Source organism: Streptomyces sp. YGL11-2 (genome assembly GCF_050054615.1).
Classification (GTDB): Bacteria; Actinomycetota; Actinomycetes; order Streptomycetales; family Streptomycetaceae; genus Streptomyces.
Genome location: NZ_JBNHIN010000019.1, coordinates 24,540 through 44,814, shown reverse-complemented (window position 1 = coordinate 44,814; position 20,275 = coordinate 24,540). Strand labels below are relative to the sequence as shown.

General features: G+C 65.9%; 14 protein-coding genes and 1 pseudogene. 8 read left to right on the top strand and 7 right to left on the bottom strand.

Translation table 11 applies throughout. The features are described from left to right. Positions 1-958 precede the first annotated feature (958 nt). The 4 genes and pseudogenes from ACO1BR_RS22185 to ACO1BR_RS22170 all read left to right on the top strand — a co-directional run. Positions 959-1,243: pseudogene (locus ACO1BR_RS22185) on the top strand (tyrosine-type recombinase/integrase); the annotation flags it as partial. A 588-nt stretch (positions 1,244-1,831) separates the two neighbouring features. Beyond that, a complete protein-coding gene (locus tag ACO1BR_RS22180) occupies positions 1,832-2,596 on the top strand; it encodes a nuclease-related domain-containing protein (RefSeq protein ID WP_426796828.1) in 765 nt (254 codons plus the stop codon). Positions 2,597-2,801: 205 nt separating this feature from the next. After that, positions 2,802-7,301, top strand: a complete 4,500-nt coding sequence (locus ACO1BR_RS22175) for an AAA domain-containing protein (RefSeq protein WP_426796827.1) — start codon at positions 2,802-2,804, stop codon at positions 7,299-7,301. Position 7,302: 1 nt separating this feature from the next. Next, positions 7,303-8,262, top strand: coding sequence for a hypothetical protein (locus ACO1BR_RS22170; RefSeq protein WP_426796826.1), 960 nt, complete (start codon positions 7,303-7,305; stop codon positions 8,260-8,262). A gap of 91 nt (positions 8,263-8,353) precedes the next feature. Here the strand turns inward: ACO1BR_RS22170 and ACO1BR_RS22165 are convergent, their stop codons facing one another. Then, positions 8,354-9,736, bottom strand: a complete 1,383-nt coding sequence (locus ACO1BR_RS22165; RefSeq protein ID WP_426796825.1) for a hypothetical protein — start codon at positions 9,734-9,736, stop codon at positions 8,354-8,356. A gap of 427 nt (positions 9,737-10,163) precedes the next feature. Between ACO1BR_RS22165 and ACO1BR_RS22160 the strand changes: the two genes are divergently transcribed. The 4 genes from ACO1BR_RS22160 to ACO1BR_RS22145 all read left to right on the top strand — a co-directional run bounded on the left by ACO1BR_RS22160 (position 10,164) and on the right by ACO1BR_RS22145 (position 14,713). Further along, positions 10,164-11,657: a hypothetical protein gene (locus ACO1BR_RS22160; protein ID WP_426796824.1), complete on the top strand. Its 1,494-nt coding sequence runs from the start codon at positions 10,164-10,166 to the stop codon at positions 11,655-11,657. Between the two features lie 130 nt (positions 11,658-11,787). Next, positions 11,788-12,597, top strand: coding sequence for a hypothetical protein (locus tag ACO1BR_RS22155; RefSeq protein WP_426796823.1), 810 nt, complete (start codon positions 11,788-11,790; stop codon positions 12,595-12,597). A 501-nt stretch (positions 12,598-13,098) separates the two neighbouring features. Continuing rightward, a complete protein-coding gene (locus ACO1BR_RS22150) occupies positions 13,099-13,662 on the top strand; it encodes a YbaK/EbsC family protein (RefSeq protein ID WP_426796822.1) in 564 nt (187 codons plus the stop codon). A gap of 103 nt (positions 13,663-13,765) precedes the next feature. Then, entirely contained in the window at positions 13,766-14,713 is a 948-nt protein-coding gene (locus ACO1BR_RS22145; RefSeq protein WP_426796821.1) for a serine/threonine dehydratase, read from the top strand. Between the two features lie 46 nt (positions 14,714-14,759). Here the strand turns inward: ACO1BR_RS22145 and ACO1BR_RS22140 are convergent, their stop codons facing one another. The 6 genes from ACO1BR_RS22140 to ACO1BR_RS22115 form a co-directional block, all read right to left on the bottom strand. After that, positions 14,760-15,620, bottom strand: a complete 861-nt coding sequence (locus ACO1BR_RS22140; protein WP_426796820.1) for a methyltransferase domain-containing protein — start codon at positions 15,618-15,620, stop codon at positions 14,760-14,762. Between the two features lie 78 nt (positions 15,621-15,698). After that, positions 15,699-16,358 carry a LysE family translocator gene (locus ACO1BR_RS22135; protein WP_426796819.1) on the bottom strand — a complete coding sequence of 220 codons (660 nt, stop codon included), beginning with the start codon at positions 16,356-16,358 and terminating at the stop codon, positions 15,699-15,701. Positions 16,359-16,486: 128 nt separating this feature from the next. After that, complete coding sequence (locus ACO1BR_RS22130) at positions 16,487-17,335, bottom strand: hypothetical protein (protein WP_426796818.1); 849 nt, start codon at positions 17,333-17,335, stop codon at positions 16,487-16,489. 94 nt (positions 17,336-17,429) lie between these two features. Further along, positions 17,430-18,305, bottom strand: a complete 876-nt coding sequence (locus tag ACO1BR_RS22125; RefSeq protein WP_426796817.1) for a MetQ/NlpA family ABC transporter substrate-binding protein — start codon at positions 18,303-18,305, stop codon at positions 17,430-17,432. Continuing rightward, positions 18,295-19,038 (bottom strand): methionine ABC transporter permease, encoded by a 744-nt coding sequence (locus ACO1BR_RS22120; RefSeq protein WP_426796816.1) that lies wholly within the window; start codon positions 19,036-19,038, stop codon positions 18,295-18,297. Before ACO1BR_RS22120 ends, ACO1BR_RS22125 begins: the two co-directional genes overlap by 11 nt. Further along, the gene (locus ACO1BR_RS22115) at positions 19,035-20,102 is read right to left on the bottom strand and encodes a methionine ABC transporter ATP-binding protein (protein WP_426796815.1); all 1,068 of its coding nucleotides are present in this window, start codon (positions 20,100-20,102) and stop codon (positions 19,035-19,037) included. Before ACO1BR_RS22115 ends, ACO1BR_RS22120 begins: the two co-directional genes overlap by 4 nt. Positions 20,103-20,275 lie beyond the last annotated feature (173 nt).

Sequence of the window (20,275 nt, the reverse complement as noted above, 5' to 3'; positions counted from 1 at the left end):
GCGGTGGTTGCTGTAGTACCTGTGGCAGACCCTGCTGTGCCTGCCGAATCTCAATATGGCGAAGACGGCCATGATGCCCTCCCCGAGGGTTGAGATCGTCTACCTTCATCAGGCTAGCGCGCCGACCGTGTCATAAAACACCCGATTTGCCCTTATTTTACCCGGACTTGATGGGCTGTCCTGGTCGCCAAACCGATGGCCTCGCGCTGCCCGACCTGCGCATTCTCGCCGTCATTGCCGTGCGTCCTTGTTGATGTCAGCCCCACCCTGTCCGACCCCGGCTGTCGACAGGCACCCATGGCAGCCCTTCGCCTCAGCCACTCACGGCCGGCACTCGCTGACAAGATCGCCATCCCTGAGTCGGAGCGCCGCCGCCGGAGGCTTCGTCTCCATCTGTCGTCGGCGTCGTCGGCCCGGCCTGGTCTTCGCCCCCTTGTGGGCGCGGGCGGCGTCCGGCGCGGGCCGGCCGGGGCGAAGACAGGAGGCAAGGCGCGCGCCGGACGACGGCCGGCGCCGCCGCGCTGTGCGCGGCACCCTGAACCCTGGGTTCAGACTGCTTGCAGTTCTCGGAAGGCTGGTCACCGCGAGCGCAGCGAGCGACTTGAATCCGTAGAGAAAGTTGTTACTCCATAAGGCGTGGAGGCTTTCGGCCGTGGCGTGAACTTCTCGGCGCAGGCAGGGAGTTCGGCTGCCTCGCGGTGGGCCAGGCCCAGGAAGAGCACGGGTCGGGCGGTCCACTCGATGCGGGTGTCTCGGTGGCTGATGGTGATGGCGCAGGGCGTGGTGTACGCAAGGGTCTCAATGGCGCTCACGTAGCCGCCGGCAAGCCAGCTCCGGGCGCATTCGGCTGCCTCGGATTCGAGGGCTGAGGTGATCGTGCGGAGTGCGACCCGGATCCATCGGACGGCTTGGACGGCGCTGTCGGCCTCGCAGGAGGCGCGTAGCACGGGGGCCTCGCCGATCCGGCCGCCCGGTCGAGCCGCGGAACCTGAACCGCTCCTTCTCCCGGCCCACGACTGCTGCCAACCTGCGCCCGATCCGTCTGCATGACGCTCGGCACGGCTGCGCCACCCTGCTCGCCGCGGCCGGCGTGCCTCCTCGCGTCCTGATGGAGATCCTCGGCCACAGCCAGATCAGCATCACCATGGACGTGTACACGCACGTGGCCCAGGACACCCAGCGGGAGGCGATCAGCCACATGGACAGGTTGCTGAAGCGGCGGGTCCCACGCTCCCCGGACTGACCGCTCCCATTGATGTCAGCCACGGATGCCAGAAGCCCCAGGCCACGACCGGCCCGGGGCTTCTTCCCTGGTCAAACCCAGAGCCCCCTGTCGGATTCGAACCGACGACCTTCGCTTTACAAGTGGGGTCGAATCCTTGCCGGGGGGTGCTCGACGCTGCCGCGTAGTGCCGTTTCCCCTGTTCAGCGCCACGCGACTGCGTAGTCGGTCCCGCTCACGACGCCTCGTGCCAGACCGTCCGCTCACGCATCGTGCACGCATGAAGGAGATGCGCACGTGCGGCCTGGTTGAAGTTGTGGCACTGCCACTCATGCAGCGAATGCGGGAGGGACGGGGGATGGCCTGGGGCCTCTTGGCGAAATATGGCGTTTGCCTGGGAAAACTCCTCTCAGTAGCTCTCACCGGTCAAAGCTGGGAAGCGCCTAGTCTCGGCCACCAGCCGGCTTGGCGCAGAGATGAGGCCGTCTTGCTCGCTGTTTCTGATCCTGGTCACATGGTCATTGACCTTGGATGGGATGCGAAACGGGGGGGCGCGTGAGCGGCTTACAGGTCTCCGTATGGAAGCGTTACGGACATGACCGTCTCTACGTGAATGAGTCGGACGGCAAGAAGGTCGCATGGCTCGACCGCAGCACGGGGCACCTGACGCTTCTGGTTGAGGAACAGCGGGACGCGGTACTTGATCTCCTTGCGCCCTATCTCACTGCTTCTTCTTCACCCGTAGCCCACAAGGCACTGCGCCCTGAGAACGACCTTGCCGGGAACCGCCCGGGAGACGCGCTGCAAAAGAAGGTGGACGAGCTGACACCCGGCTTCTGGCGGTGGGCGCTGGCCAGACTGTCCGGTCGACGTCTGGAAGCGGACAGTTGGCGCGCAGGACTGGCCGGCGAGCGCCGGGTGGGAGCAGAGCTGGAGAGGCTGGTAAGGCGAGGCTGGCGAGTACTGCATTCCATACCCCTGGCGGGTGATGTTGACATCGACCACGTCTTGATCGGTCCGGGCGGAGCCTTTTGCATCAACACGAAGTGCCACCGAGGCGCGCGCGTTTGGGTGGGCGACGACTCTGTTCGCATAGGCGGCCAGTCGTACCCCTACGTGCGGAAGAGCCGAGCCGAGGCGCAGCGAGCCTCAGCTGCGCTGACGCGTGCGTGTGGCTTTCCCATCGAGGTTCAGCCTGCGCTCGCCTTCGTAGCGGTGGCAGAGCTGAAGGTCGTGCCGTCGCTCAGGGACGTGCGCGTCCTCCAAGAGCGCGACATCACGGTGTTCAAACACCTCAAGGCTGACTGGCGACCGGACAAGGTCGAGTTGGTGTACACGGCGGCTCGTGATCGCCACACCTGGGTTCGCTCCTGACGGTTGGCTGGGTTAAAGCCAACCTTCGCGAAATGTGGCTTGTTTGCGTCATTACTCACCAGTCTCCGTTGAAGACACCGTTCCTCTCCCACATCCTGGAAGGCTTTCCGTCGAGCCATGATCTGGGGGATAGGTGTCAGTTCGCTCTGCACTACGTGCGAATAATCCTGAGGCGGTGCACCACACGCGCCAACTTATCGAATACATGCGCGAAATCGTCCGAGGTTCGTACAAGCCGGTGCGGGACTGGCAGAAGTATCCGGAGGTCCTCTGGCTCTCTGGTCTGCCGGACGACAGGCTCCGGCGGCACCCGGACGACGACCGGACGCTGCTCAAGGTGGCGCACCGTCCGCCCCGCTCAGCTCCTGTCCTGCCCGAGGTGCTGACGGGGTGGGTCGATCCCGAAGCCGCCGTCACCGCGACGCCCGAAGCACCACCGCTGGCAGAGTCGGGACCCGGTCAGGGCTGGGAGGAGGACGAGAAAGGCGATCTGTTCGAGGTCTCCGAGATCCCCCGGGAAGAAGCGCACGACGTGCTGCGTACCTACGCGCGATGGCTCGACGCGTGGCGCAAGTGGTCGGCAAAAGAGCGCGCTGACCGGCCATACCGCGATCTCTATCAGCAGCTGTACCGAATGGCGACCAGGCTTCAGCAGGACGGAGAGGAATACGAGGCGGTACTGGGCGCCGGATTGCTGACCATCGGAGCCGTACGCCCGTCGGCGCGTATCTCCCGGCATATTTTGACGGCGCCACTGCTACTCAGCGTGAATTCCACGAATATGTCCATCACCGTCGCCCTCGCACCCGGCGACCCCGCACGGATGGAGGACAGCGGGTTCCTCGACGCGGACCAGGGCTACAGCACCCGCTTGCTGAGCCCGCTGCGGGACCGGGTCGACGCAGAAGGATTCCATCCGCTGTCCCGTGACTCCCAGGACCTGCTCGGTGACTGGTCGGAGAGAGCGTTCGGCACCGATCGCGCGGTGGCATTCCACCGTGGCTGGGGCCGCCCGTCCGCCGACCCGACACTGCCGGTGCCCACGCTCGGGTTCGCGCCGGCGATCATTCTCCGTCAGCGGGGCCAGGGCGCCCTCGTGAACTTCTACGACGGCATCGCGAACCGCCTCGCCCAGCCCGATGCCATCGCTCCCCTGGGCCTGGCCCAGCTGCTGTACCGGCTGGAAGCGGAGGACCGCAGGGCGTGGGGTACGGCAGGGGGCCGTGAGGTGCCGCCCGCCCTCGGCCCCGACCCACTGTTCCCGCTGCTGTCGAACGAAGCCCAGCGGGAGGTGCTGAGGCGCCTGCAGACCGATACCGGCGTCGTCGTTCAGGGACCACCCGGCACCGGAAAGACGCACACCATCGCCAACCTCGTGTGCGCCTTGCTGGCAGACGGGAAGCGGGTGCTCGTGACGAGTGAGAAGGGCCAGGCGCTGAAGGTCCTGCGGCAGCAGCTACCCCCAGAGCTACGCAGCCTGTGCGTCCTCCAGGGCGACCGGCGCCAGGACGGCAGCGACGACCTGGAACAGTCTGTGCGCGCGCTCTCCCAGCTCAGTGCCACTCAGTCGACGGAGCGTCTCGGCGTAAGGATCAAGGCTCATGAGGCGCTGCGCTCGGAGCTGTCGGACACCCGCGCGCGGCTCCGTGACGAACTGCGCGCCATACGTGAGGCGGAGTGGTACGAACACCTCGACGTGGCACCCGGATACAAGGGGCGGCTCGCGGAGATCGTGGAGACCATCGCCGCTGGTGCACCAGAGCACGACTGGATGCCCCCTCTGCCAGCCTCGGCACCGCGAGAACCGTCGCTGAGCCAGGACGAGGCCCAGCGCCTGCTGGGGCTGGTGTCCCGGCACGGGGCCGGCGTGCTGGGCGAGCATGCCGCCCGCTGCCCGGACCCCGCGGACTTCGTCGCACCCGTGCTGTTCGAGGAGGCGGTCAATGCCCTGGACGCCGCTGTACGCGCCTGCGCCGGAGCCGCGTCCAACTCGCTCGCCCTTGAACTCGCCGACCAGGGCAGTGAGCTGATCATGGAGCTGGTCGGGCTGCTGGACGCGGCGGAACACGCGCTGCAGAGCGAGGGACTGCCGGGCGACCCCTCCGCCTGGCCGCCCGAGGAGTGGACCACGCAGGCCCTGCGAGACGGAATGGCAGGCCGGCGGCAGCAGTTGTGGGAGGGAGTACGTCAGTCGTCCGCCCGCGCCGAGGACGTGCAGAGCGCGTTTCAGCACATGCCCTTCGCCGTGCTCGACGTACCTGACGTGGCGTTTGCCGAGGAATCGCGTCTCATCGCCGCCGGGAAGGACCTCGAACAGTACCTCCGCGGCGGCGGCAAGCTGCGCAAGCTGGCTCAGAGGCCGGTCCAGAAGGAAGCCCAAGTCCTTCTACGGAACTGCAGGGTGGACGGGCGACTGCCCAGCACGCCGGACGAGATCTCCGCGGTGGTGGCCCATCTGGCGGCACGCCAGTGCGTCCGGCAGCTGAACGAGCGCTGGCAGAGCGTTGGCGCACCCGCGGCAGGGGGCCCCACGCAGGTGGCTCTGTCGGAGCTGCTGGACCGAGTGCCGACGCTGCGCGCGGTGGACGGATTTACCCACTCCGTACGTACGCTGCACGACGTCCTGCTCAAGGCCCGGATCAAGGCCACGGTGCGGACGGAACAGCAGTGGGATGATGTCCGTACGTCGGCGAACGGTGCGGAACGACTGCTCCGTGCCCGTGAGGCGGAGGAACGGCTGCGGTACATCGCCGAGCAGTTGCCACGGCCCGATGCTCGCGGAGTGGCCGAACTGGCACAGGTGCACCGGGCTGTTACCGCCCGTGATCCGCGGGCGTACACGTTCGCGATCGACTCACTGACCGAGGCGTACCACCGTGAGGCCGATCGCCGGGAGGCCCGCAAACTCCTGGACCGAATGTCCGAGGACCACCCCGAACTGGCCCGGAGTTTCGCCGAGTCCCCGACCGAGGCAGCCTGGGAGGCCCGCCTTGTGAACCTGGACGGAGCCTGGGCATGGCGGCGAGCACGCGCTTTCCAGGACACGATGCTGACACCTGGTAAGGAAGCTCGGCTGGAAGCTGAACTGGAAGCGATCGACACGCAGTTGAGTAACACGGTGACCCAACTGGCGGCCAACAGAGCGCTGTACCACTGCCTGGATCGGATGACGGTCGGGCAGAAACAGGCACTGAGCGCCTATGCGTCGGCCATGGCGAACGCAGGCAAGGGAATGACGAAACTCGGCAAGCGGCATCTGAAGAACGCCCGTTCCGCGATGCGTGAGGCGCGTGCCGCGGTACCGGCCTGGGTCATGCCGATCAAGCAGGTCGCCGAAATGATTGATCCCGAGCCGGACGCCTTCGACGTCGTCATCGTGGACGAGGCGAGCCAGGTCGGTCTGGACGGGCTGATGCTGCTATGGCTCGCTCCGAGGATCATCGTCGTGGGTGACGACAAGCAGTGCGTCCCGTTCTACACGGGTGGCAAGCATGAGCGGTTCGACGAACTCCTCGACTCACTCCTGCCTCATCTCATCGACTGGCAGCGGGACGGGCTCAGCCCCAAGTCCAACCTCTATGCCCTGTTGTCCGCCCGTTTTACCGAGACGATCCGGCTTACCGAGCACTTCCGGTGCATGCCGGAGATCATCAATTGGTCCTCCACTCAGTTCTACCCCGACAACGAACTCGTGCCGTTGCGGCAGTACGGAGCGGATCGGCTGCGGCCCCTCGAAGTCGTCCATGTCCATGAGGGCCACTGCGAGGGACGGGGAGACACCCTGGTCAACAGGCCCGAGGCAGAACGCATCGTCGCCACGTTGCAGGAACTCGCGGAGGACGACGCGTACGCGAAACGGAGTTTCGGCGTCATCGTGCTCCGTTCTGGACACCAGGCGAGGCTTTTGGAAAATCTCATCGACACGCGGATCGACCCCGCGATCCGTGAGCGGCACAACATACGTGTCGGCACGGCCGAACAGTTCCAGGGAGACGAACGGGACGTCATCCTGCTCTCGCTGGTCATCGACGCCGGCCACACCCGGGCCCTGACCGGCCAGGGGGACGGAAGGCGGTTCAACGTGGCCGCCAGCCGGGCGCGTGACCAGATGTGGCTGTTCACCTCCGTCACACCGGACCAGCTGCGCAGTAGGGACCTGCGCCACTCTTTGCTCACCTATATGCAGGCGCCGCCGGAACTCCAGGGCACCTCTCCCAGCCTCTCCGCCGTCTCGCCCGACGAGCCGTGCAAGCCGTTCGAGTCCCTCTTCGAGCAGCGGGTTTTCCGAAGGATCAAGGAACGCGGCTACCACGTCGTCCCGCAGTGGAAGATCAGCGGCAAACGCATCGACCTCGTCGTCATCGGGGAGGCGGGCCGCCTCGCCGTGGAGTGCGACGGCAGCCCGTATCACTCCAACCCTGACCAGATTCGTGAAGACTACGAGCGGGAGCGCGAACTGCGCAGGGCACGCTGGCAGTTCTGGCGTGTGCGCAGCAGCGAGTTCGCCCTGTCCCCGGAGGATTCGCTGGCCCCGTTGTGGAAGCGCCTCGACGCTCTGGGAATCCGCCCCGGAGTCACCGAGGAACCACCGGGTGACGCGGGGAGCACCTGGACCCCGGTCGACATCGACGACGCCGATGACACCACCGACGAACTCGACGCCATGCTCGATGAGGATGCGTCCGTCTCTCCCGAAGGAGCCTGACATGAGCGAAGTCTTCGACGACAGCACGTTGACGGAGATTGCCCACCTGATCTGCGGGGACGAGCCGCCGCTGCTCTACCGCAAGGGGTACGAGATAGCCGCGTTCTTCCAGCGGGCGGGCTGGGACGACGTTCCGGAGTACGACGGTACGCCGAGGCACAAGTGGGCCCGGGAACTCCTCAAGGAACGGCAGGAGGACGGCACGGACGACGCCGAGCGCGCAATCTTGCGCCTGGCGAACCGTCTTGAGTACTACAACCAGAAGAAGGAGTACCACGCCGCGCTGAAGCGGCTCAACGAGATACTCGTGCTCGACGGACGCCGGATCGGCGAGGACGGAGGCCAGCCGGCCCTCGTCCGCTGCGAAGCCGGCTTCGAGGACGAAGCGCGGCAGCTGCCGCGTGTCGAGCTGAAGGTCTCCGTGACGGAAGTGGTGAGCGACCCGGAACTCGCCGCCACCGTGCAACTGCGGCTGGACGAGGCACGCGCCTGCTACGAGCACGGCGCCTACACGTCCGCTGTCATCATGCTGGGCAGCCTCCTGGAGGGGGTGCTCGCGCATGCCGCGCAGATCCGTGCCGCAGGCGTACGCATGCCGAAGCCGTTGCGGAACATGGGGCTGAATGACTTCGTGGACTTCGCGTACGAGAACAAATGGATCGAGCACGATGCCAAACTGGCCTCGGAGCTTGTCCGGCACTACAGGAATCTCGTCCATCCCCTGGCGGAGAAACGGACCGGACACAGCCCGAACCGCGACACGCTCGACATGTGCTGGCCGGTGGTGAACGCCACGCTGAACGATCTCGCGGCAACGGCGGCAGCACCCCCTGCTACGCCCCATCCGCAGGCACGTGCGAATGGTGGGCGAAGCCGAAACTCCAACAGCCCTGCGCAACGACCGACGCCTGCTCCTGTCGCACGTCACCGCCCGGGACAGGGAACCGTGTCGGGCGCCTGAATCCACTGGCAGACCGCTGAGCCAGAACGAGATGGAGGAGCACTGGGACTTCGCCAGGGCTCCCCCCATCTCTTCCCAGTTTGTGAGCAGGCTACGCCGAGGTTTCCTCGGTTGGCGGGCTCTTCCTCAGCCGCAGTAGACGCATTGCCAGGACGGTTCCGTCCTCTCGCACCGAAACGGGCCCTCCCCACTTCGGATCCCACGTTTGTTCTGGCCAGGTTCCGCGTCTGCCATAAATCTCGTCTCGGTATTCCTCGACTTCCCCTGCGGAGAGGAGCGAGAAGAGATCGGCTGCGACTCCGGAAAATGCCTCTACACGCTTGTTGTTCAGTCGGAATACGTGGTCTGTGCCGACAAAAGGGATGCCGAACAACTTGTACTCCGAGTCTTGGACACTCCCTGCTGCTGCATGGGCAATACCGGTGTCATAGCGCCGGCTTCCCTGATCGGAGGTGAGGTAGCGAGCGACGGTGGCGCCATCGCCCGCGAAGGCAGCTACTCCGGCGGTCACCGTCCGGGCTACGACATGCTGGAACCATGCAAAGTCGTTGCCCTGGACATGAAAGCCGGGTTCGGACGAGGGAGCGCCGTCACTAGGGGCGGGGATCTGGATCCCTGGCACGATGTTCCTGTTCTCGGCGGTGCTGTTCAGACTCCGCAGTGGATGTTCAGGCGAGTCGTATAGCCACCCGCCCTCTCCACGCGCATGCAGAGCGTGCACTGTGAGCGGCCCTTTAGACGGTAACTCGGTGCTGAACACAAGGCACGGCGTTTCGTTCCATGCGCCGATGTGCATGGCCTCGACGTGAGCTGAACGCGCCGCGAGTTGGGTGTGGGAGAACTTGGGACTGCCATGGTGCCCTGCGCTCGCGATCGGGAAGACACGCGACGGTTCACCAGGTTTCCAGACCTCTGCGAAGAAGTCAGGTCGGTACGGGTACCTGGCCGATGCCTTGGACCACCCAGCGCGCATGACAATGTCCGCGCTAACGAGCGAAACGAAACGGTCCGGATAGCGCCGCCCAAGGATCTCCCTTGCCAGGGCAACTGAGAAACCCTGGCCCAGTTCTCGCGACTGCAGGCGCTTGTAGTCCCGAGCTATGCCTTTCGCTTCGGTGGACAACTGCATGTAGCTGTCGGACACGGGATCGAGTGCCTGGCTGTACTTGAGGCCTCCCCAATGTTCAGCAAGGCCGCGACCAGCACCTTGCCGCGAGAGGGAGAGAGCCTGGGCGAGATCATGCAGTACGTGCCATGGAGCCAGCTCTATCGAGTGCCCGAGTTCTGCTCGCGGCAAGGCATCCAGGCCGTTCTTCCGACGGACCGAGGTCCCCTTCTCCGCGCGCCTCTTGTCATCTCTCGCCACTGCTGTCTCGACACTGCCAGCCAACGCCGCATTCGACTGAACGGCCACGCTCGACAGCTGCGCGAGATCCCGTAACACGCCCTTCGTTGTCTTGGTTTTCGGTTTCAATCTACTTGCCTCACTGTCTGTGTGATCTGTACACATCGGCATCGGAAGCTATGCGCGGACTACGGGGCGCACGCAAGTGTGCATCCCCGGGTGACTCGGGCTTGGAGCTGTGAAGGACGCTTCGACCTCGGCATACCTGTCTGAACAATCGCGCAAGTCCGTGATGTGACAAGTTGGCTGGGGCCTGGACCTGGGCTTTGTCAGTCGGGACGGAACGGGCATGGATGACAAGAAGTTGCTGCTGTCGAGCCGGTTGAGGACAAGCTGGTGGACGAGTTCGCCCGCCAGCTGACGGAGGTCACCCGGGCCGTGCTGAAAACGGCCCCTGGACGCGGATGGGCAAACCGCAGCGTGATGGCTTGCCGTTGGGGGTGGCCAACCCGAACGAGTGATTGCCTGTCTGGGCAGGGGCGTGTGAGCTGATGCCATGCATCGCTGGTCCCCCTTGAATGATCGGCAACAAGCGCTTCTCGGCCGCCTGGACGCGGGCGAGGAGCTAAGCGGGCAGGATCCGAGCGACAGGCGGTCTGCCTACGCGCTGCGCGACCGTGGATTGCTGGTGGTACGCCGTAGCTGTGGAGTTCTGTCGGCTGAGGTGACCGAGTCCGGGAAGTTCTACCTCAAGCACGGTCACCACCCGGACCACCCAGGGCACACGGCTGAGGGCAGGCAGACCACGATGCCGGCGTCTGAGTCACAGAGTCGTCCCACGGGGGTGGAGCGTCAGAACGAGCAGGGGGCTGCAGCGCCCACACGCGGCACGGGTAAGGGCGCCAAGAAGACTGCGAAGGGCGTGGCGGCGTACGGCGAGAGGCCCATCCCTGTAGCGCGGCGGGCGAAGGCGACTCAGCTCATCGAGCAGCTTGTCGCAGAGCGGCAGGTCATCATCCACGCTCCCGACGAGGCCCAGGTGGTGGAGTGGCGGCGCATCATCGACTTCGCGAAGCGACACGGACTCGTCCCCTCCGGTAAGCGCATCGAGAAGTTCCGCATGTTCAACCGCACCCGGGACCTGCAGATCTCTCTTCTTGACGGCCCACATCCCAACTCCGGCCGGCAGACGCCCGAAGGCGCGCCCCAGGTTCCGGTGCCCGTTCATTTGCGCTCACCGCACCCGGTCGTGGCCGCACTGCGTGATGACGGGGGTCGGCTCGTGATGCCGGCAGAACTACGCCGCCGTGCCCTCCGGGTGTTCCAGGGACTTGCTGCTGAAGCCGTACGGCAGGGGCACAGGGTGGAGGAGCGCCCTGTCCCTGATCGCTACCGCAGCCGCGGATACTCCTACAACGGCCGTTACATGCCTCCGAGTTATTCTCGCCGTGAGGGTGAACTGGACCTGGTCGTCGACGGCTTCACGTACACCGTCACGATCAAGCAGGAGAGTCCACAGGCTGCAGATCCGGAGCGCAGCGAGAAGCTGATGCTCGAACTTGGCTACAGCCGCTCCGCTCGCCGCAGGCAATGGGCTGACCGCAAGCGCTGGACGCTCGAGGACGTTCTGGGCGCGGTACTCCAGGAAGTCGAGTCCCGCGCGGTCGAGGACGCACAGCGGAAGGTGGACGAGGAGCGTGCGAAAGAAGAGCGCAAGGCCCGCTGGCAAGAGGCCATGGCGGCGGCGAAACAGCGGGCAGTTCAGGACCAACTGGCTCGTGCGCTCAGCGAACAGGCCGCGCAGTGGAGGGAAGTGGCTGCCTTGCGCGAGTACTGCGAGGCGTTGGAACGACGCATCGTCGAGGCGGAGGGGTCGGAGAAGCCGGAAGCCGTCTCGGCACGGGAGTGGCTGACCTGGGCCCGGAGCCACGTTGAATCGATTGATCCGCTGGTCCGGCTTCCAGCGATGCCAACTCCGCATGAGCCAAAGCCCGAAGATCTGAAGCCGTACCTGACGGGGTGGAGTCCGCATGGGCCGGAGTCTCACTGAGGCTGGGGGAACTTGTGACATGACCAGCCATCCAACTGGGGCCGACGGCAGCCCCGACGCGATCTCTCGCTCGGCTCCTACCCCGGTACTGCGGTCATTGCCCGGAAGGGCAAGGCCGCGCATGGAAGCCTTGCGCGAGTTCGAGAAGGCGAATGTCGAGTTACGTGAGCGACTCCCCCCGGTCGTGGCGATGCTCATCGTGCCGGAGGCGGAACAGTGTTACCGATGGCGTGTCCAGCTGGATTGCGGCTGCATCAACGAGGTGATAACCCGCGGCAAGGAGTGTCTGCCGAGTGAACGGCAGTGGCGCGGCCCTGAGTGCGAGTGGCTGCAGAGGGGGCAGGTGCTCTGCGTCCACGGTGACGCTCCGCCCGCCCGGTACCAGAACATCGTGGAGTGGGGCGAGCGCAGGGAACGTACTTTCCCCGCGGACCCCGTGGAGCCTCGCGGAGGGGTGGATCCTCGTACGTGGGCTCTGATCCGACATGGCGAGCCGCATACCCGTGCGTTCTGGAAGGTGACTCTGGCCTGTGGCCACGTCACCGACGTCATCGCCCCCGAGTTGTCTTGGAAGCCTGAGGACGGACCTCGCCTGTGCCGCGCCGAGCGCGTTGAGGAGATGACCAAGGAGTTCGAGGAGTACTGGGCGTCGAATCCGACCGGTCAGGACCATCGTGAGCACATGCGGCGGATGCTCTCACAGGGCTGGCCGAGTCCAGAGCCCGAGTGCCTCTGCTACACCTGCCCCTACGTACGGTGGATTGTGGCGTACCAGCGCGTCGGCTGGCTGATCCCGCGGACGGCAGAGCCGAAGCGGCAGTCACAGATACCACCGCCCCGCGCTGTCCTGGAGCGCAGGATCCGGCAGGCGGAAGCCGAAGCCACACGGCTGCGAGACCAGCTGGCTGACTTGGACCGGGGTACCCGCACTGACGGTTGATCGCGCGCATAGCCTCAGTGCCCGGTCATAGGTCGGATCGGCGCACGTCGGCTGAGTTGAGGAACGGAGCAGCGCTTAGAAGGCGCCTGGTGAGCGCGCGTCCGCAATGCCTTTGGCTTCAGCATCATTCGGTCTCGTGATACGTCGGGCGATGGCTGTGCTGGAGGAAGGGCACCTCATCGGGATGCCGACGTACCTTGTGGGCCTTCGCCAGGTAGTACGCGGTCAGTTCGACCAGATCATCGGGGAAACAGCTCCGGTGAAAGCACGGCTGTAAGCGACCGGCTGTGCGTTCACGGTGTTCGTGCCGGCGGCGAGCGTTGGCGCTGAGCGTTTCCAACAGGGCATCTGCAGCGGTTTGCAGGCCACCCGACGACGTGCCATCTGAAGCAGGGAGTGTGGCGGTTCCCAGACGGAATCAGCTGGGGACGGGAAGCGGCATCGGCGAGCCAATCGAGATTGAGACGGAAGTCCCTCGCGGGGAGCAGATACCATGAGAAAATGATCAACTCTCTGACCACGCCGTTCGGCCGTTTCGAAGCAGCCTGGCGGGCGGTTGAGCGTCCGGAGCTACTGGCAGCTTCCACAGCCGCGACCCTGCGGGAGTGGCAGGGAGCCGAGCCAGTGGAGTCGGCATTGGTCGTCGACACCGATCCGGAGAATGCCGATACGTCCGTCTTCTGTGAGACCTATGACGTACCGCTGGATGCCTCCGCGAACTGTGTGATCGTCACTGCCAAGCGTGGCCAGGAGGTGAGCTTTGCCGCATGTGTCGCGCTGGCGACCACCCGGGTCGACGTCAACAAGACGGTCCGCAAGCACCTCGGTGCCCGTAAGGCCAGCTTCGCGCCTATGGACACCGCTGTCACGGAAACCGGGATGGAGTACGGCGGTATCTCCCCGCTCGGTCTGCCGGCGCACTGGCCCGTCCTGGTCGACGAGGCAGTCTCGGCCAGTCCGTACGTGCTCATCGGCAGCGGCCGGCGCCGAGGCAAGATCATCCTTCCTGGCCGTTTCCTGGCTCAGCTCCCGCAGGCCGAGGTCCTTGCCCAACTAGCCGGCTGACCCTGCCCTTCAGCGCCGGGCTTCACCGGTGCCGTCGAGGAGCCCGCGGCGGCACCGGTGCGCACCGCACACCGGGCTCCCCAGATCTTGGAGGCTCGCTGCTATGCCCCAGCTCACCTACGGCGACGTGAAGTCCGCGGCTACGCGTATCGCCGGGCAGGTCCGTCCGGTGTCGCTCGCCCCCGCCGATCCGGACGCTTCCGGTGGGCGGGTGTGGTTCGCCTGTGAGTTCATGCAGCACACGGGCACCTTCAAAGCCCGGGGCGCGGCGAACTTCACAACCGCGCACATGGAGTCGGGCACGATGCCGGAGGCCGGCGTCGTCATCGCCTCAGGCGGCAACGCGGGGATGGCCTGTGCCTGGGCCGCGGCCCGCCACCGCATCCCGGCCGCCGTTTTCCTGCCCGAGACCTCACCCGCGGTGAAGGTGGCCGGACTTCGGGCACTCGGCGCCCAGGTGCACCAGGTCGGGACGGAGTACACCGCGGCTTTCGAGGCGTCCCGCAGCTACGCGGCGACGACTGGTGCGCTGGAGTCGCATGCCTACGATCACCCCCTGATCGCGGCGGGGGCGGGCACCCTCCTCGATGAAGTCCGCACCACCCTGCCTGGCCTCGACACCGTCATCGTGGCGGCCGGCGGTGGCGGGCTGTTCGCCGGCACCGCCGCGGTCGCCGACCACTACGGCATACGGACCGTAGCCGTCGAACCGGAGCACTCCCGGGCGCTGAACGCGGCGCTCCTGGCCGGAGCCCCGGTCCCGGTGCCCGTACGCTCCATCGCCGCTGACGCTCTGGGCGCTCGTACCGTTTCGCGGGCCGCCCTGTACTGGGCCCAGCGCCCCGCGACCCTTTCAGTCCTCGTCCCCGACGACGCGATCCTCGCGGCACGGCAGCGACTCTGGGACGAGTACCGGATCGCCGTGGAACCGGCCGGTGCCACTGCTTTCGCAGCGCTGCTGTCCGGTGCCTACGTCCCCGCGCCCGGAGAAACGGTGTGTGTGGTGCTGTGCGGCGCGAATACCGATCCCGGCGATCTCGTGCACCGGTAGGCCGATGGGCCGACGGCTCGTGCGGCAGCACATCAGCGCCTGCTTGTCATCCGTCCTGTCCGGGGCCGGGCTTGCGGAAAGTCTCGTACATCACGGGTGTGGTGTACGAGATCGTGCCGTGCTCACGGGCCGCATCGAGCCAGGCGTCGCGGTAACGCCGCGCCCCTCGGGTGCCAAGGGCTGCGGCTGCATGTTCCAGAAGCGTCAGCGCCCCGCCATCCCGAAGCCGTAGGTGCGCCTCGACCTCGGCCACGCCGTGCAGTTGCCGGACGGTGTCCTCGACCGCTGAACTCTCGGTCAGCAGACCGGCCGACGCGGCCGCGGCCGACAGCCGTTCGGCTGCGAAGACTTCCGCCGCGCCCGCCCTGGCCCGTGCCCCCAGTGCGGCCATCTCACCAGGGGCCAGCCCGTGCAGTCGGACGTGGTAGCGGCGGCGGGCGTGGACCGGCTGGCAGGCGGACAGCCTGCCGCCGGGCCGCAGTACCCGCGCCGCTTCCCTCAACACGCCCTGGAGATCAGTCAGGTAGGTGGCTGGGGACCGTGAGACCACCACGTCCGCGGCGCCGTCCTCCAACGGCACCGCAACGGTCTCGCTGACCGCGCGCAGGGCCGCCACCGGCAGTGTCGCGAGGAGGTGGGCAGGCAAGTCCATGGTGACCACCCGCCCCGTCGGTCCGGCTCGGCGGGCCGCCTCCGAGGCGAGCTGCCGGTCGTCGGCCCCGAGAGTGGCCACCGTGTCGCCGGGGCGGATGCGGGCACCGGCAAGGACGAGGACCTGGTTACGGGTCTCCGCCATCCTCGCGGCCCGGTCGTGGCAATTGGCTACCGCGGGACCAGCGGCGTGCTGCCGGGACCGGGACAGTGGCGGCGTCCCGGGACGATGGAAGGTCTCACCGTGCGTGGTCATGATGCTGCGACTCCCCGAGGTGTCGACGGGCAGAGGTATGGGCCGCGTAGAAAAGCGAGTTCGCTGTGGGAAGCGGGTTCAGGAGAAGAGCGCGGCCCACTGGAGAATCCCCAAGGAGAGAATGACCAGGGCGGTGGCGCCTTCTACCGCCACCCGGACCTTCGGGCGGGTGAGCAGCGGGCCCAGCCGGTGCGCGGTCACCGCGACCATCGGGAACCAGAGCAGACCACAGGCGATGACAACAATGCCGAGCAGCAACGTGTAGGAAACGTGGGACGCTCCGGACGGAATGAATTGCGGCATGATGCTGAGGAACAGCACAGGCGCCTTGGGATTCAGCGCGTTGACGAGGAATCCGCTCCGAAAGGCGGCTGCTGTCCGTCGTCCCGTGCCGAGGGTGTTGGGCTCCTCGGACGTAACTCCCTCTTGGGCCACGGACTCTCGGGATTGGCGGAAGGTACGGATGACACTCACGAGGCCGCGTATCCCGAGGTAGACCAGGAAGCCACCGCTCACCGCGTACAACAGCAGCACGGCCAGGTCGTACGTCAGGATCGCGGTGAGGCCGACGACGGCGAGCAGGGTGTGCAGCAGCATCCCATTGACGACCCCGAGGGCAGTCGCTACCCCCTGCCGGCGCGCAACCAGGGAGTTCTTCAGTACTAGGGCGAAGTCAACACCGGGAGCCATGACCAGGAGCGCGGCGACTCCCAGGAAACTGAGCAGCGAATTCTGCACGCGTGTGCCTTCTCGAATGCGTCGATTGCGTCGGATATGCCGATTGCGTCGGCGGGCGGTTCACGGGCCGGGAGCTGCCGCGGCACCGGGAGAAGGGTGCGGCGACAGCTCCGGCGCGCCAGCGTGGGTCAGGACCAGACAATCAACTTGCCGCTGCCGGTGATGCCGACGAAGAACGACAGGGTGACCCGGCGTCCCTCAGCCGTGTTCGGCCGCACGATGTGGTAGTTCCGCGGGTCGAAGAACATCGCGTCACCCACGGCAGCCCGCACCGTGAGGGACGGTTCGTCGGCGGCGATGTGTTCGGCGTAGCCGTAGCTGTCCCGGTTCTCCGGCAGTTCGTCGGTGGGCTTCCAGCGCCGGCGGTAGATCGTCGTGTCGCCGCCCGACTCGGGCATGGCGAGGTGGACGTTGAAGGCCAGCTGGCAGACCGGGGGCTCGTCGACCGCGCCCGGGATCTCACGGACGATCTCGTCGAAGTGCATCCGCACGCCCTTGATGGACTCGCGGATCATGCCGGCGAACATCGCGCGCCCCTCGGAGGTGGCGTTGGCGATCGGACCGCCCCACGCCTTGCCGATCTTCTCGGTGGCGGCGTCCAGCGGATCGCCGCCGAACAGCAGGGTGGCGCGGGACTTGTTCGACTGCTCGGTGTGCTCCCAGTACGCGTCCGGGAGCTGCTTGTCCGCGTAGCGGGTGTAGTAGTCGTACGTGGCCGGGCCCAGCTTGGGGACCCGCGGCTGCACGAGCTGCTCGTCGTAGCTGCCCATTTCGCAGTCTTCGAGCGACCGCATGATCTCAGCGCACTGCTCCGGCGTGAAGAAGTCCCGGACCCGCATGGCGCCCAGCGTCCCCGCCGCGAGAAGTTCGAGGTTCTTGCGCTCCAGGGTGCCGACCTCGATCGCCTGGAAGAGGGAGTAGACGGGGGTGCCGTAGGAGGCGATGTTCTTTTCCTGGATATCTGCCGTGACGGTCACGGAGTTTCCTTTCTTGAAATTTTCGGGCGCGACGAAGTGGCGTCGCTGGAACAGGGGAAGACGGAAGGGAGAAATGGGGGCGCGTAAGGGCTTTCTACGGCTTCCCAAAAGCCGGGAGGACGGAGCCTTGGTACTTGCGCTCGATGAACCTCTTGACTTCATCGGAGTTCAGAAGCTTGGCCAGCTTTCGTACGCGTGGATCGTTTTCGTGGCCAGCTTTGACGGCGATGAAGTTGGTGTACGGGTTGTTCTTGGGGGACTCCAGCACAAGTGCGTCCTTGGATGGCTTGAGTCCGGCCTGGAAGGCGTAGTTCCCGTTGAGCATGACGCCCTCGACGTCGTCCATCGCCCGCGATACTCCTGCTGCCTCCAACTCCTTGAAGCGGAGATTCTTCGGGTTCTTGACGATATCGTTCGGGGTGGCGGAAGTGCCGGCGCCGTCCCTAAGCTTGATAATTCCCTTGGATTCGAGAAGTTGCAGGGCCCGGGCCTCGTTGACCGTGTCGTTGGGGAGGCCGATGGTGTTTCCCTTGGCCAGCTCGTCCACCGATTTGATCTTCTTCGAATAGAGGCCGAAGGGCTCAAGCTGGACGTTGACGACCGGCACCACATGGGTGCCCCTCTCCTTGTTGAAGTCGTCCAGGTAGGGCTTGTTCTGGAAGTAATTGACATCGACCGAACCTTCATCGGTCGCCAGATTGGGCGTCGTGAAGTCGGTGAACTCCCGCACTTCCAGCTTCAGCCCTACGCGGGCCGCCAGGTGTTCTTTGACGTAATTGATGATCTCCGCGTGTGGCACCGGGCTGGCGGCGACCACCAGCGCATCCTTGTCCCCGATCGACAGCCCGCAGGAGGCCAGACCGGGTACCAGCACAGCGGCGGCGACCAGGGAAAGGCTCTTGGCGCGACCTTTGGCGAGTCCCGCGGGAAGGCCCTTGGAGCGGCTCGTACGGGCAGACTCACAGCGCATGATTCGTCCCCTTGGTGCCGGCCGCAGCACTGCGACGTGTCTTCAGCAGCCGCAGCCGCACGGTCGACGTGGCGGCGCGGCCCCGTCGCTGGAGGCTGCGGGCAATGAGATCGCCGACCAGCTGGACGACCGTGACCAGCACGATCAGCATGACGATGGTGATCACCATGACGTCGGTCTCGTAGCGGTAGAAGCCGTACCGGACCGCCAGGTCGCCGATGCCGCCTGCCCCGAGCACACCAGCCATCGCCGAGTAGCCGATGAGCGTGACGACTGTGGTGGTGATCCCGGCCACCAGGGAGGGGAACGACTCCGGCAGTACCTTGCGGATCACGGTCCAGGTGCTGCCGCCCATGGCTTGCACCGCTTCCACCAGACCGTTGTCGATCTCACGTACCGATGTCTCCACCAGCCGGGCGAAGAATGGAATGGCGCCGATCGCGAGGGGCACGATCGCCGCGTCCGCGCCGATCGTGGCGCCGGTCACCCACTTCGTGAACGGGATCAGCGCCACCATCAGAACAATGAATGGCAGGGCACGAGCGGCGTTCACGACCGCACCGAGCGCCTTGTTCACGGCCGCGTTCTGCAGCAGTCCGCCTCGCTCGGTCAGCACCAGCAGGACGCCGAGCGGCAGGCCGGCCAGGACGGCGATCAGCGACGACCAGAAGACCATATAGAGGGTTTCCACAAGCCCGCGGAACAGCAGAGGCTGCATATGGCTCCAGTTCACTTCGCGCCCTCCATGGCCGGTACGTCCTTGTTGTCGCGCGTGACCACGGCATCGGCGGCCATCACCCGCATCCCCTCCACCCGCAGCCCCCGCTCGCGTAGGAAGCCGATCGACGCTGCGTTGTCCGCCGGTTGCTTGGGCAACGCGATTCGCATCCGCCCCCGCTGACGTCCGCCAGCGCTCTCCAACGACGCCCCGAGGATCTCCACTTCGACGTCGTGCATGCGGGAGAGCTGAGAGACCACGGACTGGTTGTCCAATCCCTGGTGGAACGTCACATCGAGAACGGTCCGGTCCGTGGAGGCAACCTCTCCTGCCACCGGGTACAACTCCTTCGCCAACTCTGATCCCGGCGCCGCAAGAAGTTCAGGAATGGTGCCGGATTCGATGACCCGGCCCCCTTTCATTACCGCGGCCGAATCACAGATCGTCTTGACGACGTCCATCTCGTGCGTGATCAGCAAAATGGTGAGCCCGAGCTGTTGGTTGAGGTCACGTAGCAGCTGGAGAATCGATCGGGTGGTCTCCGGGTCGAGAGCTGAGGTCGCCTCGTCCGAAAGCAGCACTTTCGGGTCGCCGGCCAGTGCGCGGGCAATCCCGACCCGCTGCTTCTGCCCACCCGACAACTGTGTCGGATAGCTCTTCGCCTTGTCCGCCAGACCGACCAGATTCAGCAGCTCAACTGCCTTCCTGGCACGCTCTCTTGAAGGAAGGCCGAGCATCTCCAACGGCAACTCGACATTTTCCTGGACGGTCCGCGACGACAGCAGATTGAAATGCTGAAAGACCATACCGATGCGGCTACGGGCCCTGCGAAGCGCCGAGTTGGCCCGGCCCGAGGGGCCGGCCAGCGCGGTCAGCTCCTCGCCCGCCACCGTGATGGTCCCCGAAGTCGGCCGCTCCAGCATGTTGACACAGCGGATCAGGGTGCTCTTGCCCGCGCCGCTCTGCCCAAGGATGCCGTATATCTCGCCCTCGCGGACGTGCAGATCCACGCCGTCGAGGGCGGTTACCTCGCGGCCGCGCAAGCGGTAGACCTTGGTCAGGTCTTTTGCAGTGATCAAGGGATTTCATTTCCTTTTGCGGGTGCGGCAGACAGCGGCCTGAGCCACGGATGCCTCTCATGAGACGGATACGGAGGCGGGCGTCGCTGGATTCACCACATGTCCAGCGGGAAGGCGCTGATGCACGACGGCCTCCTCGAACGAGGAGACGCACGTCACACGGAAGCCTTTTC